Here is a 20,621-nt window from a genome sequence, read left to right on the forward strand (position 1 = left end):
CATTCTTTATTTATTTTTTTTTAATTCTTTTTGCCACTTGTAAAGTGTATTAAGTGCTTCTAGCGGCGTTAGTGAAATTAAATCAGTTCCTAATAGCTCATGCAAAACTTTTTTTTGCAGTGGCTGTGTCTTTTCCGGCTTTTCTTCAGGAACAAAAAGTGAAAGTTGCTTATCTTGCACAGCATTTTGAGCTGGTGTAGTAGCTGCTGGTGCAGTCACAGGTGACTGATTTTCTCCAGCTGCAGCCTCAAGTTCAATTAAGATTTGATTCGCTCTGGTTAAAAGTTCATGTGGCATCCCTGCTAACTTTGCGACATGAATCCCATATGATTTGTCAGCCGCTCCTGGTTGCATTTTATGCAGGAAAATCAAATCACCATTTTTTTCGACAGCTCCAACATGAATATTTTCCAGTTCAGTCAACGTCTGCGACAACTCCGTTAATTCATGGTAGTGTGTTGAAAAAAGTGTTTTGGCATGCACATTTTTGTGCACGTACTCAATAATTGCTTGTGCAAGCGCCATTCCATCATACGTCGCGGTTCCACGCCCAATTTCATCAAATAAAATCAATGAATTTCGCGTTGCATGACTAATGGCTTCGTTTGCTTCTTTCATCTCAACCATAAAAGTCGACTGCCCTGCGATTAAATCGTCAGCCGCTCCAATACGCGTAAAGATCTGGTCAAAAAGTGGTAGCTCTGCTTTGGCAGCCGGCACAAAACAGCCAACTTGTGCCATCACAACAGTCAGTGCGACTTGGCGCATGTAGGTACTTTTCCCGGACATATTCGGCCCGGTAATCAGGAGAATGTTCAAATCCTGTGGCATGATCACATCATTAGGTACATAGCTTTGCTTTCCCATCACTTCTTGAACGACCGGATGCCAGCCAGCAGTTATCTGCAGCCGATGTTCACCAGCTGTAAATTCGGGTCTAACAAAATGCTGCTCTTCACTGACAGTCGCAAAACCTTGCAGTACATCAAGTTCTGCCAACCCGTGTGCTAATTTTTGCAAACGCTTGATTTGCTTTTTTATTTGTTCACGAACTGCTACGAAAAGTTGATACTCGAGTTCGGTAGCTTTGCCTTCTGCCCCCAGAATCAAGGTTTCTTTTTCCTTTAATTCCGGTGTAATAAAGCGCTCTGCATTCGTTAATGTTTGCTTTCGTTGATAACGTTGTTCAGGTAATTTGGCTAAGTTTGCTTTGGAAACCTCGATATAGTAACCAAAGACACGATTGAAGCCGATCTTCAAATTCGAAATCCCAGTTGCCTGGCGTTCTTTGGCTTCTAAAGTAGCTAACCATTTTTTACCATTTTTCAAAGCATCTTGATACCCATCAAGCTCCTTGTTATATCCAGATCTAATTAATCCACCATCTTTGACGGATATGGGGGGTTCATCGACAAGAGCGCGTTTGATTAACTCAACTACTTCTTCTACTGGATCAAGCCGCGCCAAAATATCTGTAAAAGTCCCATCGTCAATTTTTTCAAGCACATAGCGAATCTTCGGGACCTGCTCCAGCGATTGTCTTAATTGGAGCAAGTCACGTCCGTTTACATTTCCAAACGCAACCCGACCAGCTAGGCGCTCTAAATCATAAACGTTGGTCAGTTCATCTTGAAGTGTGCTGCGTTCAAAATAATTATCCAGCAAACTAGCAACTTTTTGCTGTCTCAACGTAATCTCTTTTTGTGCAAGCAATGGTCGATCAAGCCACTGTTTGAGTGCCCGTCCACCCATAGCAGTCTTTGTCTTATCTAAGACCCACAGCAGCGTCCCTTGCTTTTTTCCAGTCCGACTGTTCTCCACAATTTCCAAATTAGTTTTTGAATAGTGATCCATCTTCAAAAAATGCGAAGGTTCATACCTGACTGCTTGCTGTAAATGGCCCAAACTTCTTTTTTGTGTCACGCTTAAATATGTGACTAGCTGTCTGACTACTCTTAATTCAAGCTTGCTGGTAAGTCCTTGCGTCGTATAACTAGCTTCTGCATTTTTCGTCAACTCGTCTTGGTGCGAAACTAAAATTTTTAGCGGTGCTATCTCTTTAAGCGTCGCAGCCGTCACACTTTGGTCAATTACAATTTCTTTCGTCCGTAAACTAATCAATTCGTTTAATAACTGAGCAGTCGATTGTAACGTGGCAACTTTCAATTCTCCCGTGGACAAATCAGTATAGGCAAACCCAAATTGCTGTTTTTCTTCATGCAGAGCCGTCAGATAATTGTTCTCTTTTGCTTCGCTGGCAGAACTATCAATCATCGTTCCTGGCGTAATCAACTGAATTACAGCACGTTTAACCATTCCCTGAGCTAATTTTGGATCTTCCATCTGCTCACAAATAGCAACTTTATAACCTTGATCAACCAAAATATCAATATAGTTCTGGGCTGCGTGGTGGGGTACTCCGCACATCGGAATTTTATCCGCAGCGTTTCTATTACGTGTTGTCAGTGTCAGCTCCAATAATTGGGAACCCTTAATTGCATCTTCATAAAACATCTCATAAAAGTCACCCAAACGATAGAACAAAAAAGCATCCGGATACTGATTTTTAATTGCAAGATACTGTTCCATCATTGGTGTATTTTTTGTCTTCTGTGGCATTTGTTTCTCTCCTTTGTCACTCATCAAATGGATGATCCGCATTAATTTGAAGCGGCGTAATTTTGCGTGCTTTTCCCGTGTCAGCTGCAATATCAATTACACAGCAGGAGAGTGTTTTACGACCGCCTTCATCAACTTCAAAGCGGGTTGGCATTTGATTTAAAAATCGTGAAATTACGTTTTTGCGCCGCATCCCTAAAATGCCATCGTATGGTCCTGTCATTCCAACATCTGCTAAAAAGGCTGTCCCTTGTGGTAAAATGCGCGCATCATTAGTTTGGACATGCGTATGCGTCCCGACAACAGCAGAAATCTGCCCGTCAAAATACCAAGAAAAAGCCTCCTTTTCACTCGTAGTTTCGGCATGAAAATCGACAAAAATGCAACTCGTTTTCTTTTTTAACGCTGCAATCAACTCAGCGGCCACTGCAAAGGGATCATCAGATGGGTTCATAAAAACACGGCCTTGGAGATTGATCACCGCTAATTTTTGCTGGTTAATCTGGATAATTGTATGTCCAATTCCGGGTACTTTACCTGCAGGAAAGTTGGCTGGACGCAGCATTTTTTTAGCAGACCCGATAAATGTCTCGATTTCTGGATTATCCCAAACATGATTTCCCATTGTAATTACATCTGCGCCAGCGGCAAGAATTCTTTTATACACTTGCTCATTAATTCCACGTCCTTTTGTGGCATTTTCAGCATTTACAATCGTTGCTTGTGGATGAAACCTTTGTTTAAGTTTGGGTAGATATTCATCAACCATTTCCTGACCAGCATTTCCCATTACATCACCAATGAACAATATCCGCATGTTTTTCCCCTTTTCTAATAACTACTCATCTAATTTTAGCATTTTAATGCTTAGTTGCGAAATGTCAACCAAACTTTTTTAATAAAGAATTGCTGTCATCAATTTTGCTGTTGCAAAACAAAAGCTGGGAGGCTGTGACAAAACCTTAGTTTTGTCACAGCCTCCTCGCCTGATCAGCTGCACAGCAGCCTTTATTAAGTTATGCTATTTTCGTTAATCCATGAACCTATTTAGCATATTCAATCGCTCTTACTTCGCGAATAACCGTGACCTTTATGTGCCCAGGATATTCCAATTCGTCTTCAATCTTGTTCTTAATATCGTGTGCCAAAACACTTGACTCTAAATCATTTACTTCGTTTGGTTTTACAATTACACGTAGTTCACGTCCGGCTTGAATTGCATAACTCTTCTTGACGCCTTCGAACTCATTGGTAATCTTCTCAAGTTTTTCCAAACGATGAATATAGTTTTCAAGTGATTCGCTTCTAGCACCCGGTCTTGCAGCCGAGATCGCATCAGATGCTGCAACAAGCACAGCAATCGTATACTCTGCTTCCACGTCCCCATGATGCGATGCAATTGTATTGACGACTACCTTACTTTCGTGATACTTTTTCGCCAGCTCAACTCCAATTTGAACGTGTGAACCATCAACCTCGTGGTCAATCGCTTTTCCAATATCATGCAACAATCCCGCACGTTTGGCTAAATTGACATCTTCATCAAGTTCAGCCGCTAAGACACCAGCGATTTTAGCAACTTCAATTGAGTGATCCAAAACATTTTGACCGTAACTTGTTCTGAACTTCAAACGACCAACCGTTTTGATTAGATCTGGATGCATTGAATGTAAACCAAGATCAAAGATTGCTTCCTCACCAGTTTCCCTAATCTTAGCATCCATCTCCTTAGTAGACTTCTCAACCATTTCTTCGATCCGTGCCGGATGAATCCGACCATCCTGAATTAATTTTTCTAAAGACATTTTTGCAATTTCACGTCTAACAGGATCAAACCCACTTAATACAACTGCTTCCGGTGTATCATCAATGATCAGATCAATTCCGGTTAACGTCTCAAGGGTCCTGATGTTACGCCCTTCTCGTCCAATGATTCGTCCCTTCATCTCATCATTTGGCAATGAGACAACTGAGACAGTCGTTTCAGAGACAGTATCAGCTGCACTGCGCTGAATTGCTTGTGCAATTAAACTCTTGGCAGTCCGATCTGCATTGGCTTTAGCCTCAGCTTCACTATCTTTGATCATTAATGCACGTTCGTGGCTTAGTGAATCCTTTGTCTCAGAGATGATCACATTTCTGGCCTGATCACGTGTGAGAGCTGCAATTCTTTCGAGTTCAGTCTCCTGTTCTTGAATCAAGCTTTCAACCTTATTTTTTTGTTTCTCCAGTTCTTTTTTCTGGTTGTCGAGATGATTCTCTTTTTGAACCAATCCCTGTTCGCGTTTTTCAAGTGCAGAATCCTTGTGATCGAGAATCTCTTCTCTTTGCAGCAACCTATTTTCTTGTTTCTGCACCTCTGAACGACGCTCTTTTAATTCTCCTTCAATCTCGCCTCTGTAACGATGACTTTCATCCTTAGCTTCTAAAATAGCTTCTTTTTTTTGTGCTTCTGCTTCTTTCTTAGCATTTTTCAAGATACCTTGTGCCGTTTGTGTAGCGACATCCAAAGTTTTTTCATAGCTTTTTTTATGAAAAACGATACCTAAAGCAAACCCAATACCCAAAGTTATAATAGCGATGGCGAGGATAATAATTATTAAACCCAAATTTTCACCTCCACATCGTCAAAAAATGATTAAAAACTGAAAATAACCATTGCTTTAAAGATGTTATTTAATTTTTCCACACAAGAACATTTTACTTTCAGATACCCTGTAATGTCAACATAAACCAGCTTGTTACTGAACTGTTCTTCAAAAAAAGCGCTTGAACATGTTACTTACATTACATGTCAGCGCTAGTTATTTTATTTGTATCCTAAAAGACTACATTCTATCGGGTGCATGCACTCCAAGAAGATTCAAAGATTCTTTCAAAACCGTGGCAACACTTTTGACCAAAGCAAGCCTTGCTCCCAGTTGAACATCATCTTGTAAAACTTTAGTGTGTGCATAATATTTGTTAAAAGCCTTTGCCAAATGGAGAGCATACTTGGCAATGACTGACGGTTCATATTCATTAACAGCACGTTTAACCATCGCGGGGAAAGCCGCAATTTCTGACAAGACTTCCCAAGAATCTGGATCATTCAGGCTGTAAGTACCAGCAAGCGCAACTTTATCTCCAGCTGCGGCAGCCTTGCGTAAAATACTCATTGCGCGCGCATGTGAATATTGGACATAGGGACCGGTTTCACCTTCAAAACGCACGACCTCTTCTAGATTAAAGTCAAAATTATTCATCCGCTCATTTTTTAAGTCATGGAAAATAACCGCTCCAACCCCAACTTCTTCGGCCACCTGCTCCTTGTTCTCCAAATTAGGGTTCTTAGCTTCAATCTGCTGCCGAGCAAGCTCAACTGCATCATCAAGAACTTCTTCCAGCAAGATAACTCTCCCAGCTCTGGTAGAAAGCTTCTTGCCTCCTTGAGTAATTAAGCCAAACGGAATGTGATGAATCTCATCTGCCCAAGGTTCACCCATTTCCTTAAGCACTGCCTTCAACTGTTTGAAATGATTGGTCTGCTCATTACCAACCACATAAAGAGATTGTACAAAATTATATGTTCGTTTGCGATAAAGTGCAGCTGCAAGATCACGCGTGATATACAGAGTTGCTCCGTCAGTTTTACGAATTAAGGCTGGATTTAAATCATATTTTTCCAGATCAACAATCTGTGCTCCACGACTTTCTTGTAAAAGCTGCTTTTCTTCTAGGATTGTAACAATTTCATCCATCTTATCGTTATAGAAAGCTTCTCCATTGAAAGAATCAAATTCTACACCTAATTTTTTGTAAATCTTCATGAAGGATTTAAGCGACTCAGAACGGAACCATTTCCACAACCGCATTGCTTCTTCATCACCGTCTTCAAGTTTCTTGAACCAAGCGCGCGCCTCATCATCAAGCTCCGGATGAGCAACATCTTCTTTATGGAAGCGGACATAGTATTCCAGCAGCTTATTAATCGGATCTGCTTTAACTTCGGCTTCGCTCCCCCATAATTTGTAAGCTTCAATTAATTTACCAAATTGTGTGCCCCAGTCCCCTAAATGATTAATTTTAATTGGACGGTAATTAGCTTTACGCAACAGCTTAGCTAAGGAGTTACCAATTACTGTTGAGCGTAAATGCCCCATTGAGATCGGTTTTGCAATATTCGGTGAGGACATGTCAATTGGAACATTCCCTGCTGCTCCCAAGTCTTGATTTCCATAGGCCTGCCCTTGCTGCAGAACAGTCTGTAAAATTGTTTGACTAAATTCACTTTTGTTCAAAAAGAAATTAACATATGGACCAACCGCTTGAACTTTTTCAAAATGTGCTTGTGAAATCTGACCAGCAATCTCGGCTGCAATTTGTTGAGGAGCCTTCCGAAAAATTTTTGCAAGTGAAAATGCAGGAAATGCAAAATCACCTAATGCCAAACTTTTCGGTTTTTCCAAAGCTTGTTGGAGTTCTGCTGCTGAAAGTTTGTCTCCAAGAACATCCTTTAATGCTTTCACAACTAATTCTTCTGATCTCATAAATATCCTCCTTTTGGGTATAAAAAAACTCCTACATTCTAAAAATGTAAGAGACGAGAAATCCCGCGGTACCACTCTAATTGATTAGTAATCCACTCAATATTAAATTCTGTCCTAAGAAGTGCGTTTCAGAAAATCTTCAAGACCTGGCTCTCATCATCCCAGATTCGCTGTCCAATCCAATAATCTTACTAGTTTCTATCATCGGAGATAAACGTTCTTTCATTGAACGTTTACTGTAAAGCGGGTGACGAGAATCGAACTCGCGACATCAGCTTGGGAAGCTGGAATTTTACCACTAAACTACACCCGCACAACAGATAGTAGTATAGCATAAAATTCCAGCAGTGTCAGCATTATTTTGCAGATACTTTTTTCATATCTTTTAATCTAACAATCACCCTGTTATGAAAATCGCCCACCGCGACCTCATCAGCAGCATCATGTTCTAAAATTGCAACCATCGCGGAATTTTCGTAGACCTTTTCGACTGTCCCGACAAAATCGTGGCTTAGAGCACCGAATTTTTTACACTTAACTTTTTCGCCGATATTAAAATTACTTTCCATTCAATCACCTTCTTATCACAAATTCTAAAGAATAATATCAAATATATTGATTAGACGCAACTTTTTCACTCTCAGGCAGCGTTTCTTTTGCATCCAGCGTTTTAGCGGCCAAATCTTCTTTTTGGCGTAACATTCTCATTGCTTTAAAGTATGAAAAAATTAATACGCTGCAAGACCCTAACCACGCGAGTGGATTAGCGAAGCATGCACCTACATAGCCCACTGAAGATGCTAAAAAAAGTGCTGCCAGACAACGCATCAATAGTTCAACCGTTCCAGCAATCGTTGGAATAACACTTTGTCCCAATCCTTGAAGCGTGTATCTGAGCACAAAGAGTGTTGCCAACAATAAATAAAGAGTACAGTTGGCGTTAAAATAGACCTGCGCCAGATTCAAAACTTCAACTTCTGAGCTTCCCACAAACAGGACAACGAGATCTCGCCCAAAAAGCAGCACAAGTGCACCAGCAACAATGCTGAACAAACCAGACACAACTAAACATTGCTTAACGCCCTTGATAATTCTTTCATACTTACCCGCACCATAATTTTGGGCAGTAAAGGTCGCCATTGCAACTCCAAAAGACATCATCGGTTGAATGGCAACCTGATCAATTTTTTCAGCTGCAGTTGTAGCCGCAACCGCAGTTGTCCCTAAGCCATTCAATGCCGCCTGAATCATAATTGCGCCAATTGCAATGATTGAAGTTTGAAATGCCATCGGAAGTCCCACATAAAGATGTCGTTTAAGTTCTTTAGGGGTGACCGCTTTGAAGTCTTTTCTCCGCACCTGCAGCAACGGAATCCGTTTAATAATATAGACGATACATAGAAAAACAGAAAAAACCTGCGCTAATACAGTAGCGTAACCGGCACCCTCGACTCCCATGTTTAAAACAAGAATAAAGAATAACTCCAGTACGATATTAACCATCGCCGCAATAATCAAGAAATACAGCGGTGTTCTGCTGTCCCCGAGTGCACGAATGACATTTGCCAACAAGTTGAAAGCCATTGACGAAAAGATGCCCGCAAAGATGATCGAAATAAACAGTTGAGCATCCTGTTCAATTTCCTTAGGCGTCTGCATTAAGACTAAAATGTCTTTAATATAAAAGAGGCTCAGAAAAGTCAGGATAAGCGTAACGGCGGTACTGATAATAATACTAGCTGCAAAACTTTCTCTGACCTTTTTATAGTCACCGGCACCAAAATATTGGGCAGTAATGATTGACAAGCCGGCTGTCAGCCCCTGCGCAAAACCAATAATTAAAAATTGAATACTTCCAGTCGACCCGACCGCCGCTAACTCCTTAACTCCCAAGGTCTGCCCAACAATTAAAGTATCAGAGATACTATAAAATTGCTGAAACAAATTACCTATCAAAAGTGGAATTGTAAACATTAAAATCAGCTTGATTGGGTTACCCTTGGTTAGTTCTCTCACTTTTCTCCCTCCAGACCATAAAAAGAAACACCTACAAAATGACAATTCAACATACTAACACACTCTGACCCACAAATGAACCCCCTCTTAGCAAAAACTCTAAAAAAAAGTTGCAAGCTGTTTAGCATCTTCAGCGCCGTAGCGTTCAAGCAAATAATCTTGAATCGCTTTTACAAAGGCGCGGGTCGAAGGCGTTTGTTTGGCTTCAGCATGTGAAACCAAACAAACAGTTCGATAAAAATGCTCTTGGAAGGGATACCGATTAACATTTCCTGAAAGTTTTTGAAGGGCTAATTCCGGGAGAATTCCCATCCCTAAGCCACTTTCTACCATCGCTATAATCGAAGCATCGTCAATACTATAATGGATCGAATTAACCGAAACATCATAAGTATCGAGTGCTTTTTTGGTATCACGATCGTAATCGATCTGCTGCAAGATAAAATTCTTTCCCTGAAGATCACTGCGCGTCACGATTTTATCGCCCCGCGGGGTAAAGCTTTGCGGTGTAATACAGAAAATTGGATCCTTATGCAACGGAATGACTTCTAATTTTTCTTTAATCGGTAAAGCACTAAAGCCCAAATCAAGTGTGCCTACGCGGACTTGTTCTGCAACAGCATTAAAATTTCCTTGGGTCACTGATAATTCAATCTTCGGATAGTCCTTTTTAAACCCGCGAATAATATCTGGTAACCAATTAATGCAGACGCTGCTAAAAGCCCCAATCCGGATTCGACCTTCATTTAACCCATTAATCCGTGCGGCTTCTTCTTTCAATTTGGCTTCTGTATTTAAAATTTCCTGAATTACTGGAAGCACCTTTTTTCCATCGGAAGTCAACTTGACTCCCGTTCGATTCCGTACAAAAAGCGAAAATCCTAGTTCTTTTTCCAAGCCTGCAACCGAATGACTAATTGCAGATGGGGTGACATTTAATTGAGTAGCTGCAGCAAAAAAAGTCTTTCGCTTAGCCACTTCACTGAAGACTTCATATGAAAAATTGGTCAAAATAACTACTCCTCTGCTTTTTGATGAATTGATTTCATTTTAAAATTAAAAACTTGAATTTTATTTAATTCAAAAACAAAGGTACACTGTTTTCAACATAAAAGCAAGCTCTTTTTCAATTAAAGTTAAGCAAAGCCAAAAATAAACCAAGTTCAGGCATAAATCAGCAGCTGACTCCAGGATTTAAAGATTTGCATTTCACCTTAGAATTGACCAAATTGCTTAACTTCGGCAGTGCTTCTGATCCTAAGCCACAAGCAATGTGTTCATTTTGATCTCAAAAAAGCACTGTTTAACCTTAACAGTTTCTTCAAGGAACTTATGTTAACACAAGCTTTTCATCAAAACACAGATTTGCACTCCATATCTGCACATTGTCAGTTCTTGATCACAAGTATTCTGCCACTAGCGCCTCAATTCCAAAACTATTGCATAAGAGAGGGGCTGTGACAAAATTTAAATTTTGTCACAACCCCTCTTTATTCCGGATAAAGGTGTTCCATAAGTCAAAATTTTCCGGCTAACTTCGAATTACTCATCGCAAAGTACTCGCTATGTTCGTAATTTCGAGTTAACACTCAAATTTTCCCGACTTATGTCACACTCTCTACTCCTAATGTATTAAACTGCCTCTAATTTATTTTAAAACACTACGTGACTGCAGTTTACTTAACGCAAGGCTTTTGCGCCAATATCTTTCCGGTAGAAACACCCAGGCAATGCTAAACGTTCAATGTAAGCATATACTTGCTGCTGGGCTGCTGGTAAAGTTGCAGCACTGGCGATCACACTGAACAAGCGTCCACCATTGCCCATCAACTCGCCCTCTTTTTCAACGACATTAGCATAGTCAATCATTATCCCAGGCTCTTCAGTAAGAGCTGGTAAAAGTTGCCCATGTTGCGGATTTTGCGGATAGCCTTGCGCCGCAATCACCACTCCAAGGCAGGCATTTTGTTTAAATTCAAGCTCTTTTAAGACGCGTTCATTTAAGCAATCATCAATGAATGTCGCAAAGTCAGTCTTTAGTCTTGGTAAAACAACCTGTGTTTCAGGATCTCCTAAACGCACGTTATACTCAATGACTTTAGGTCCCTTCGTTGTCAGAATTAGGCCGATATATAAGACACCTACATAATCAAAATGTTGCGTCCGTAGCCCTTGGACTGACGGTTCCACGACTTCCGTTATCATGCGCTGATAATCAGCCTGTGCCAGTTGCGGTACTGGACTGTATGCACCCATGCCACCTGTATTCGGTCCTTTGTCGTGCTCATATGCGCGTTTATGATCCTGTGCCAGAGGTAAAATTTGATAACCTTTTTTATTAACGACTACAAAAAGCGAGTATTCCTGGCCCTCTAAAAATTCCTCAAAAACAAGCTGCTGCTCGCCATTAGCAAAAAGGTGCGTGATTGTAGCAACTGCATCTGCATGCTCTTGACAAATCGTGACGCCTTTTCCAGCCGCTAACCCATCAGCTTTAATTACTAGTGGAAAATTCCAGTCTGATAAAGCTGCAAGTGCTGCATGTTGTTCCCTGAAAGTCTGATACCGTGCTGTCGGAATTTGATGTGCAGTCATAAACCGTAAGGCAAAATCTTTTGAGCCTTCAAGCTGAGCCGCAGCAGCAGCAGGACCAAAAATCTTTAACCCTGCTTGCTTAAAAGAGTCCGTAATTCCAGCAACAAGGGCATCTTCTGGTCCAACAAAGGTCCAATCAACTGCTTTGTCCTGCACAAATTTTTTTAAGCCCGTAAAGTCTAATTCGGATAGCGGAACAGTTTTGACGCCTGTCTTTTGCATTCCCGCGTTCCCTGGAGCACAATAAACGGTATCAACTCGAGGGCTATCCAAAAATGCTCGACAAATAGCATGTTCGCGTGCACCTGCTCCAATCACAAGAATTTTCAACTTATTGTCCAATTCTATTCCTCCATCTTAATGTCTGAAGTGGCGAATTCCTGTAGTTACCATCACAATTCCGAATTTATCAGCCATCGCAATTGAATCTTTATCACGAATGCTACCACCAGGTTGAACAATGGCTTTTATGCCGTGCTCTGCAGCATATTGGACACAATCATCCATTGGGAAAAAGGCATCACTCGCTAGGACGGCTTTATCATTAATTGCTTCAGCCGCCTTTTCAACCGCAATCTTGGTTGAATCAATCCGATTGGGCTGTCCGGCACCGATTCCTAAAGTTCGTTGCGCATTTGCAACGACAATTGCATTGCTCTTTGTATGTTTAACCGCCTTCCACGCAAATAAAAGACTATCAAGCTGCTCTTTTGTCGGTTGTGCTTGCGTCACAACCTTCCAATCGGCTGGATTTTCCTGTAAAACATCCTGTTCTTGTACTAGTAAACCGCCTAAGACAGAAACAACCTCTTTTTGGGGCTTTTCATTTTTACTTGAGAAATCTAGTTGCAATAAACGCAGGTTCTTTTTCTTTTCTAAAATTGCTAGTGCCTCTTCTTCAAAAGCAGGTGCAATAATAATTTCAAGGAACAATTGATGCATCTTTTCGGCGGTTGCAACATCTACCTTGCGATTCAAAACGATGACCCCACCAAAAATTGAAATAGGATCAGCTTGATATGCCAAATCCCAAGCTGTTTCTAACCGCTCTGCACGACCAATGCCGCAAGGGTTCATATGTTTCAATGCTACCACAGTAGGTTCCTCAAACTCACGGGCAATTCGCAAGGCAGCATCTGCATCTTTGATGTTATTATATGACAACTGCTTGCCATGAAGCTGTTTTGCACTGCTCAATGCATACTTTTGTGCAAGTGCATCCCGATAGAACCACGCCTTTTGATGGCTGTTTTCTCCATAACGCATTGTGTCTTCCAAATTATAAGTAAGTGTCAGTTCTTCAGGAGCTTCAACGCCTGCTTGATCTGACAAAAATTGAGCAATCAAAGCATCATACGCAGCTGTATGTCTGAAAGCTTTGGCAGCTAATTTTGCACGTGTCTCAAGCGTTGTTGTACCCTTTTTTGCAATTTGTGCGCCAATTTCAGCGTAATCTGCCGAATCAATTACAACCGTGACATCACGATAATTTTTAGAAGCGCTTCGCAACATGCTGGGACCACCAATATCAATATTCTCAATTGCATCTGCAAATTCAACATCAGGTTTTTCAATTGTCTGCTTAAAAGGATAAAGATTAACACAGACTAGATCAATCGGTGTAATTTGCATCTTTTTCATTGTCTCTACATGTGCGGGAACTTCTCTTCTTCCGAGTAAGGCCCCGTGGATCAAAGGATTTAATGTTTTCACACGACCGTCTAGGATTTCAGGAAACCCGGTGACATCCTCAACTGCCAGCGTCTCAATACCTGCTTCATCAAGAAATTTCTGCGTGCCTCCTGTTGAGATAATCTCAAAATCATGTGCTACCAGTTCCTTTACAAAAGGTACGAGTCCTTTTTTATCCGAAACACTAACCAAAGCTCTCTTCATTGCTTGCTTGCTCCTCTTCTATTGTAGTGCTAGTAATATTTTTTTGACAACCGCAGGATAGAGTTGGTGTTCCTCTGCGTGAATTCTTTTTTCTAATTCTGCAACAGTATCATTCTTCAAAATCGGCACCCTGCGCTGTGCAATAATCGGACCAGAATCAAGACCTGCATCAACATAATGCACGGTGACACCTGTTTCTGCCCTTTTATCAGCAAAAGCACGTTCAATCGAGTGCAGTCCCGGATATTCTGGAAGATACGCCGGATGAAGATTAACAATTCTGCCTTCAAAATGTTGCAGAATTTCATTTCCAATCACACGTAGATATCCTGCCAGAATAATAAAATCAATTTTTCGTGAACGCAGGACTTCTAAAATTCTGTGCTCATATTGTACTTTATCGCCACACTCTTTAACTGTAAAGGTCTCAATGGGAACTTTGTGTTGTTGAGCACGCTGCACAACATGGGCATCAGGATGGTCACAAAAAAGCAGTGCCAATTCACCTGGTAACTCTTTTTGTGCAAACATTTGTGCAAAAATTTCAAAGTTTGATCCATTTCCCGATGCAAAAATCGCAATTTTCATTTTTAAGCCTCACTTGAATCTTATTTTTCCCTCATCCGCTGGCCGCTTCCCTAAAGTCCCAATTTCATAGAACTTTTCATTGCTTTGTTCAAAGGCTGCACGAACTGCCGCTGCCTTGTCAGGCGCAACAGCTAGCACCATGCCAATCCCCATGTTGAAAGTCTCCAAGCAATCCTGGTCAGTCAATTTACCTAATTTAGCTAAATATTTAAAAATCGGTAATACATCCCATGAACCTCTTTGCAGGACTGCTTGCAGATTTTCTCCGAACATGCGCGGTAAATTTTCAATCAAGCCGCCGCCAGTAATATGACTGATACCATTAAGTAACCCTTGTTCGATGAGCGGCCATAATGTTTTGACATAAATGCGCGTTGGCTCCAACAACTCAGCAGCAAGTGTTTTGCCCCCTAAGATCTCTGGCTTCTCATTAAAATCAAGCTGATGTTCTTTGAAAACAATCTGACGGACTAAGGAAAAGCCATTTGAATGCAGCCCGCTCGAAGGCAGTGCGAATAATAGATCACCTGCTTGAGGACGTGTCTGTGTCAATAACTCGTCTTTTTCTGCAATTCCAACTGCAAAACCTGCTAGATCATATTCTTCTTTGGAATACATATCCGGCATTTCAGCTGTTTCACCGCCATTAAGAGCCGCATGAGCTTGTCTGCAACCTTGTGCAACCCCTTTTACCACTGCGGCAATCCGTTGGGGATCATTGTGTCCAACAGCAATATAATCCATAAAATATAATGGCTGGGCGCCTTGTGCGAGAATGTCATTTACACACATTGCGACACAATCAATCCCAATGGTCTCATGAATTCCAGTCTGTTGTGCAAGTAACAATTTAGTCCCCACTCCATCGGTACCCGAGACAAGAATAGGATGTTTCATCGAACCAAGCGCTCCCAGATCGAATAATCCACCAAAAGAACCGATCTGCCCCAAAGACCCTGGACGTGTCGTACTGGCAACTGCTCCTTTTATTCTGCGAACTAGTTCATACCCTGCGTTAACATCAACTCCGGCTTCTTGGTAACGGCTCATGCTAAACAACCTCTCTTTCTTGCTGCTTCTTCAAAGACTTTAAATAACCTTCACGATAGTCATACAGCGGTGTTGGGTATTTTCCATCAAAGTAAGCAACACAAAGCCCGCCATTAGGTAAGTTACGTCCTTCTGGAAGATCAATTGCTTTAATTAGATTAGGTAGTGATAAGAAAGACAAAGAGTCCGCTCCAATCAATTCACAAATTTCAGGAATAGTATGGTTAGCAGCAATCAATTCAGAACGTGTTGAAATATCAATCCCATAAAAACACGGGAACCGCAGTGGTGGAGATGCAATTAGCATATGCACTTCCTTAGCACCCGCCTCACGCAAAAGCCGGACAATTTGGCGACTCGTCGTTCCACGCACGATTGAATCATCAACCACTGCAACTTTTTTTCCTTCGACAACTCCGCGAACTGCAGAAAGTTTCATTTTTACCCCGCGCTCACGTAATTGCTTTGTTGGTTGAATAAAAGTCCGTGCCACATACTGATTCTTAATTAATCCCATTTCATAAGGATGCCCGCTTTCTTCCGCATAACCACTTGCCGCAGACAGTGACGAATTAGGGACACCTACTACCATGTCAACATCAACTGGTGCCTGACGTGCTAACAAGCGACCCATTTTCTTGCGTGCATTATGCACGGTTACTCCGTGAATAATTGAGTCTGGACGTGAAAAATAGATGTATTCCATTGAACAAATTGTCAGTTGCGTTTTAGGGGTGTACGAATCAATATGCAACCCTGCCTTATCAATTGTAATTAACTCGCCTGGTTGCACGTCGCGTACAAATTGTGCACCAATTGTATCAAGTGCACACGTTTCACTAGCGACCACATAGGCTCCATTTTCCAAGCGTCCAATCGACAGCGGTCGAAATCCATTCGGATCAAGTGCTGCATATAACCGGTTATTACGCAAAAGCAAGAAGGCAAAACCGCCATGAACCTCATTTAAGCTTTGCTTGAGTGCACTGACAAAATCCATTCCCATTTTTTGCCGAATAAGATGGACTAAAATTTCAGTGTCGGAAGTAGATTGAAAAATTGCTCCGCCTTCTTCTAATTGCTTTTTAAGCGTTGCTGAATTCGTCAGATTACCATTATGCGCCAAAGCGATGTCTCCATCACCAAAATGAAACAGAAAAGGTTGTACGTTTTCAAGGATATTATTACCACTGGTTCCATAGCGGACATGACCGATTGCAACGTCGCCTACAAGAGCGTCCAAATTATTTTCATTCGCAAAAACTTCAGCCAACAGGCCCCGGTTACGGAAACGGTGCAGCTTTTCGCCATCACTTGAGACGATTCCAGCGCCTTCTTGACCACGGTGTTGCAAACTATGAAGTCCAAAGTAGGTTAATTGGCTCGCCTTGGCTGCGCCAAAAACACCAAAAACACCACACTCTTCATTTAGTCCTTTGATTTCATAAGGCATGGTATTGCTTCCTCCCAGAGTTTTTTTGCTTCTTCTAAATCCAACACAGCTGTGCCATCCTGATACTTGAGTGCAAGTTCCCTTTTGGCCGTAACTTCTCCAAGTAAAACTGCATCCGTACCCAGCAACTGCTTAAAAGCGGCAACCTTTTGAGGTGCTACACTAACAACAAATCTGCCTGGCGTTTCACTAAAGAGCTGTTCACCAGCAAATGGAACTGCAAGTGACAACCCCAACTGACTATGCAAAGTCATTTCGACCAGCGCAACAGCCAGTCCGCCTTCACTCAAATCATGCGCACTTTCAAGCAGTCCCGCTTGATTTGCCTGCAATAATTTGGCTAATCTTTGGACCGTAGTTGTCAGTGAAAAATCATTCAAGCTCCCGCTAAGCTGCCCGGTCAACATCTTTTGGATTTCAGTTCCGGCAAAATCATTCCCAGTCTCTCCCACCAAAAACAGCTGACTGCCAACCTGCTTAACTGTCGGAGTCAAATACTGATGCACATCTGTCAACAGCCCAACCATTCCAACCATTGGAGTGGGATAAATTGCGGTTCCATTACTCTCGTTATAAAGAGAGACATTGCCGGAGATAACCGGCGTATCAAGCTGCCGGCAAGCAGCAGCCATTCCTTTAACTGCTTGATGCAATTCCCAATAAACCTCTGGATCATTAGGATCACCGAAATTAAGGCAATCGGTAATTGCTAAAGGTGTAGCTCCGCTAGCTACCAAATTTGTTGCAGCTTCGAGTACAGCAATTTTTCCTCCTACGAAAGGATCGAGATAGACGAGACGTCCATTTCCATCAGTCGTAATTGCAATCGCCTTATTTGTTTGTCTGATCCGAATAACCGCTGCATCACTTCCTGGTCCTACCACTGTGTTAGTTCTGACTTGTGAGTCATAGGTTTCTGTAAAGCTCTTTTTAGAAGCGATTGTGGGTTGTTGCAACATTTTACGCAGCGTAGCAGCAACTACTAATTTTCCAGGGTGCCATGCAGGTTTGCGGCTTTGTGCCAGCATTCTCGCCGGTTTTTTTTCGCGGCTGCTTTCCTCCAAAACATCGTCTGTCAGACTTGTAACAGGAATATCAGTCACAATTTCTCCCCGATGCCGCAACAAATAGTTTTTCTCCTCTGTTACTCTGCCAATTACGACTGCATCTAAACCAAAGTTATGAAAAAGTTCTTGTACCTGTTTTTCAAAGCCAGCCCGTACGCATAAGAGCATGCGTTCTTGCGATTCACTCAGCATGATTTCATAAGCCGACATTCCGTCTTCACGCTGCGGCACATTATCTAAGTCAAGTGTCATTCCGCTACCTGCCTTAGATGCCATCTCACAACTCGAAGAAACCAGCCCAGCAGCTCCCATATCTTGGATCCCGACCAGCCAATCTTGGTGCTTGCTCGTCAGTAACAAACATGCTTCCAGCAGCAGCTTTTCCATAAATGGATCACCTACTTGGACGGCAGAACGTTGCGTTTCTTTTTCATCACTAAAGTCTGTAGACGCAAAGGTGGCACCATGAATTCCATCTCGCCCTGTTTTAGCACCCACATACATCACAGCATTTCCGACACCTTTAGCTTGTCCCTTTTGCATTTCGCTTTGTTCAATAATGCCAACGCACATAGCATTCACAAGTGGATTATCAGCATAACATTCATCGAAGGTCATTTCTCCACCCACAGTAGGAATTCCCATGCAATTACCGTAACCGCCAATGCCTGCCACCACTTCATTAATCAAATACTTGGTGCGTGAATCCTTGATTTCGCCAAAGTGCAACGAATCAAGTAATGCAATTGGCCGCGCCCCCATACTGAAAATATCACGAATGATTCCGCCGACGCCTGTTGCGGCACCTGCATAAGGTTCAACTGCCGAAGGGTGATTATGACTTTCAGCTTTAAAAACAATTCCTTGTCCATCACCAATGTCAATAATACCAGCACCTTCTCCAGGGCCTTGCAAAACACGTGCATTTTTATTAGGAAATTCGCGTAAAACTGCTTTTGATTTTTTGTATGAACAGTGCTCACTCCACATTACGGCAAATAGACCTGTTTCAGTATAATTTGGCAACCGGCCTAAAAGTTTTTGAGCAATATAATCATATTCTTTTTCGCTAAGTCCCCATTCAAGATATGGTTTTTTTTCCTTAATCTCTTGTGGACTCATTTCCAACTCAACGGTCATTAGCGGATTGCCTCCTTTTGATATCCATTGCCTGCTAAGAGTGCAGTGAAAACTCGTAGTCCATCAACATTTCCTAACAGTGCTTCGACTGCTCGTTCTGGATGCGGCATCATGCCTAAAACATTCCCGGTTTCATTAATAATTCCGGCAATGTCATTTAAACTTCCATTCGGATTTTCATCAGCATAACGAAAAACTACCTGATGTTTGGCTTCTAATTGTGCCAATACATCTTTTTGCGCATAATAGCTTCCATCTGCATGAGCGATCGGTAAATAAATTTTTTCTTTTGCTTGATATTGATTAGTAAAGGGAGTTTCATTGTTTTCAACTGTTAATGCAGTGGTTTTGCAGATAAATTTGAGCCCGTTATTTCGTTTTAATGCACCTGGTAACAGCCCAGCTTCCGTTAAAATCTGAAAACCATTGCAGATACCAAGAACAGGCTTCCCTGCTGCTGCGAATCTCACAACTTCAGGCATAATATTACTGAAACGCGCGATTGCACCACACCGTAAATAATCCCCATAAGAAAAACCGCCTGGAATCATGACTGCGTCAAAACCCGCTAAGCTTTTTTCCTGGTACGAAACATATTGTGCAGTTGCACCACAAACGGAATGCAGCGCTTCGAAGAGATCAACATCGCAGTTAGAGCCTGGGAAAACAATAATAGCGATTTTCATTGTTGTTCCTCCAATAATTCATAACGGTAGGTCTCTAAATTAAAATTAACAAGTAATTGTTCTGAAATCTCACTAACTGTCTGCGCAACACTCTTAGTTGCTGGATCAAGTTGAACATCAAAAAATTTACCCACATTTATCTTTTCAACTTCAGGATGTCCTAAACTCTGAACTGCATCCGTAATTGCCTGACCCTGTGGATCAAAAACCGACTCCTTATATGTGACAAAAATACGTGCTTTGACCGTCATTTGTTGGCCTCCTTGCCTAATTTTGCTTCCAACCGGTTGAGAACTTCCTGATAGACAGCAGTTAAATCTCCCAAGCTACGGCGAAAAACATCTTTATCCATGTGCTGCTTACTCTTAGTGTCCCATAACCTACAATTATCTGGCGAAAATTCATCGGCTAGAATCACTGTACCATCTTTTAAGCGCCCGAATTCAAGCTTGTAGTCGACCAACTGCAAATCAATTGACGCAAACAACGGTGTCAATAACTGATCAACTTTACGTGAAACCTGCCACATATACTCGATTTCTTTTTCAGTCGCAATTTTCAAACCAAAAATTTGTGAGTTATTTATAAATGGATCATCTAATTCATCACTTTTAAAGTAGGATTCTTCAATTGGAGCTGCAAATTTCGTTCCTTCTTTAACATTAAAGCGCGTAGAAAAATGTCCTGCAGCAACGTTACGTGTAACCATTTCTAATGGGATAATCTGCACTTTGCGGACAAGTTCTTCGTCATTTGAAATCGTCTTGATAAAATGAGTATTCACACCTTGAGCATTCAGGTACTTGAAAATTAAAGTTGAAATTAAATTGTTTAGCCTGCCCTTGCCTTCAACTTCTGTCTTCTTTTTGCCGTTTAGTGCGGTTGCCTGATTAGTATAAACAACTCGGAGGACATCTTCATCCTCAGTTGTCCACATTTGTTTGGCTTTTCCAGCATAAATCATTTTTCCCATAATAATCTG

At 41.6% G+C, this 20,621-nt stretch carries 16 protein-coding genes and 1 tRNA gene; all 17 read right to left on the reverse strand.

The window, feature by feature from the left end; translation table 11 throughout:
• Window positions 1-6 precede the first annotated feature (6 nt).
• Window positions 7-2,619, reverse strand: coding sequence for a DNA mismatch repair protein MutS (mutS, locus tag FD50_RS09515; protein WP_056961307.1), 2,613 nt, complete (start codon window positions 2,617-2,619; stop codon window positions 7-9).
• Window positions 2,620-2,635: 16 nt separating this feature from the next.
• Window positions 2,636-3,436 (reverse strand): TIGR00282 family metallophosphoesterase, encoded by an 801-nt coding sequence (locus FD50_RS09520; protein WP_054755925.1) that lies wholly within the window; start codon window positions 3,434-3,436, stop codon window positions 2,636-2,638.
• Between the two features lie 226 nt (window positions 3,437-3,662).
• Window positions 3,663-5,228 carry a ribonuclease Y gene (gene rny / locus FD50_RS09525; RefSeq protein WP_056961309.1) on the reverse strand — a complete coding sequence of 522 codons (1,566 nt, stop codon included), beginning with the start codon at window positions 5,226-5,228 and terminating at the stop codon, window positions 3,663-3,665.
• 219 nt (window positions 5,229-5,447) lie between these two features.
• Window positions 5,448-7,148 carry an arginine--tRNA ligase gene (gene argS, locus FD50_RS09530; protein WP_056961311.1) on the reverse strand — a complete coding sequence of 567 codons (1,701 nt, stop codon included), beginning with the start codon at window positions 7,146-7,148 and terminating at the stop codon, window positions 5,448-5,450.
• Between the two features lie 242 nt (window positions 7,149-7,390).
• Window positions 7,391-7,461 (reverse strand) — tRNA-Gly (locus tag FD50_RS09535).
• Window positions 7,462-7,504: 43 nt separating this feature from the next.
• Window positions 7,505-7,717 carry a hypothetical protein gene (locus tag FD50_RS09540; RefSeq protein ID WP_054755923.1) on the reverse strand — a complete coding sequence of 71 codons (213 nt, stop codon included), beginning with the start codon at window positions 7,715-7,717 and terminating at the stop codon, window positions 7,505-7,507.
• A gap of 37 nt (window positions 7,718-7,754) precedes the next feature.
• Window positions 7,755-9,164: an MATE family efflux transporter gene (locus FD50_RS09545; RefSeq protein WP_056961313.1), complete on the reverse strand. Its 1,410-nt coding sequence runs from the start codon at window positions 9,162-9,164 to the stop codon at window positions 7,755-7,757.
• A gap of 99 nt (window positions 9,165-9,263) precedes the next feature.
• Window positions 9,264-10,175: a LysR family transcriptional regulator gene (locus tag FD50_RS09550; protein ID WP_056961315.1), complete on the reverse strand. Its 912-nt coding sequence runs from the start codon at window positions 10,173-10,175 to the stop codon at window positions 9,264-9,266.
• Between the two features lie 669 nt (window positions 10,176-10,844).
• Window positions 10,845-12,101: a phosphoribosylamine--glycine ligase gene (purD, locus tag FD50_RS09555; protein ID WP_054755921.1), complete on the reverse strand. Its 1,257-nt coding sequence runs from the start codon at window positions 12,099-12,101 to the stop codon at window positions 10,845-10,847.
• 15 nt (window positions 12,102-12,116) lie between these two features.
• Window positions 12,117-13,655 carry a bifunctional phosphoribosylaminoimidazolecarboxamide formyltransferase/IMP cyclohydrolase gene (gene purH, locus FD50_RS09560; protein ID WP_056961317.1) on the reverse strand — a complete coding sequence of 513 codons (1,539 nt, stop codon included), beginning with the start codon at window positions 13,653-13,655 and terminating at the stop codon, window positions 12,117-12,119.
• An 18-nt stretch (window positions 13,656-13,673) separates the two neighbouring features.
• A complete protein-coding gene (purN, locus tag FD50_RS09565) occupies window positions 13,674-14,243 on the reverse strand; it encodes a phosphoribosylglycinamide formyltransferase (protein ID WP_054755919.1) in 570 nt (189 codons plus the stop codon).
• A 9-nt stretch (window positions 14,244-14,252) separates the two neighbouring features.
• Window positions 14,253-15,293: a phosphoribosylformylglycinamidine cyclo-ligase gene (purM, locus tag FD50_RS09570; protein ID WP_056961320.1), complete on the reverse strand. Its 1,041-nt coding sequence runs from the start codon at window positions 15,291-15,293 to the stop codon at window positions 14,253-14,255.
• A 1-nt stretch (window position 15,294) separates the two neighbouring features.
• On the reverse strand, window positions 15,295-16,746 hold the full coding sequence (gene purF, locus FD50_RS09575; RefSeq protein ID WP_056961321.1) for an amidophosphoribosyltransferase: 1,452 nt from the start codon (window positions 16,744-16,746) through the stop codon (window positions 15,295-15,297).
• On the reverse strand, window positions 16,722-18,953 hold the full coding sequence (purL, locus tag FD50_RS09580; RefSeq protein ID WP_056961323.1) for a phosphoribosylformylglycinamidine synthase subunit PurL: 2,232 nt from the start codon (window positions 18,951-18,953) through the stop codon (window positions 16,722-16,724). The genes purF and purL overlap by 25 nt, the downstream gene beginning before the upstream one ends.
• Entirely contained in the window at window positions 18,953-19,639 is a 687-nt protein-coding gene (gene purQ, locus FD50_RS09585) for a phosphoribosylformylglycinamidine synthase subunit PurQ (protein ID WP_056961325.1), read from the reverse strand. The genes purL and purQ overlap by 1 nt, the downstream gene beginning before the upstream one ends.
• Complete coding sequence (gene purS, locus FD50_RS09590; RefSeq protein ID WP_054755913.1) at window positions 19,636-19,890, reverse strand: phosphoribosylformylglycinamidine synthase subunit PurS; 255 nt, start codon at window positions 19,888-19,890, stop codon at window positions 19,636-19,638. The genes purQ and purS overlap by 4 nt, the downstream gene beginning before the upstream one ends.
• Window positions 19,887-20,612, reverse strand: coding sequence for a phosphoribosylaminoimidazolesuccinocarboxamide synthase (gene purC / locus FD50_RS09595; RefSeq protein WP_054755911.1), 726 nt, complete (start codon window positions 20,610-20,612; stop codon window positions 19,887-19,889). Before purC ends, purS begins: the two co-directional genes overlap by 4 nt.
• Window positions 20,613-20,621 lie beyond the last annotated feature (9 nt).

It is taken from the genome of Liquorilactobacillus satsumensis DSM 16230 = JCM 12392, assembly GCF_001435195.1.
GTDB lineage: Bacteria > Bacillota > Bacilli > Lactobacillales > Lactobacillaceae > Liquorilactobacillus > Liquorilactobacillus satsumensis.

Excerpts from the sequence above, each read along its gene's own strand:
- mutS (WP_056961307.1), bottom strand. The coding sequence starts at position 2,619 with ATGCCACAGAAGACAAAAAATACACCAATGATGGAACAGTATCTTGCA.
- FD50_RS09520 (WP_054755925.1), bottom strand. The coding sequence starts at position 3,436 with ATGCGGATATTGTTCATTGGTGATGTAATGGGAAATGCTGGTCAGGAA.
- argS (WP_056961311.1), bottom strand. The coding sequence starts at position 7,148 with ATGAGATCAGAAGAATTAGTTGTGAAAGCATTAAAGGATGTTCTTGGA.
- FD50_RS09540 (WP_054755923.1), bottom strand. The coding sequence starts at position 7,717 with ATGGAAAGTAATTTTAATATCGGCGAAAAAGTTAAGTGTAAAAAATTC.
- purH (WP_056961317.1), bottom strand. The coding sequence starts at position 13,655 with ATGAAGAGAGCTTTGGTTAGTGTTTCGGATAAAAAAGGACTCGTACCT.
- purN (WP_054755919.1), bottom strand. The coding sequence starts at position 14,243 with ATGAAAATTGCGATTTTTGCATCGGGAAATGGATCAAACTTTGAAATT.
- purM (WP_056961320.1), bottom strand. The coding sequence starts at position 15,293 with ATGAGCCGTTACCAAGAAGCCGGAGTTGATGTTAACGCAGGGTATGAA.
- purF (WP_056961321.1), bottom strand. The coding sequence starts at position 16,746 with ATGCCTTATGAAATCAAAGGACTAAATGAAGAGTGTGGTGTTTTTGGT.
- purL (WP_056961323.1), bottom strand. The coding sequence starts at position 18,953 with ATGACCGTTGAGTTGGAAATGAGTCCACAAGAGATTAAGGAAAAAAAA.
- purQ (WP_056961325.1), bottom strand. The coding sequence starts at position 19,639 with ATGAAAATCGCTATTATTGTTTTCCCAGGCTCTAACTGCGATGTTGAT.
- purS (WP_054755913.1), bottom strand. The coding sequence starts at position 19,890 with ATGACGGTCAAAGCACGTATTTTTGTCACATATAAGGAGTCGGTTTTT.
- purC (WP_054755911.1), bottom strand. The coding sequence starts at position 20,612 with ATGGGAAAAATGATTTATGCTGGAAAAGCCAAACAAATGTGGACAACT.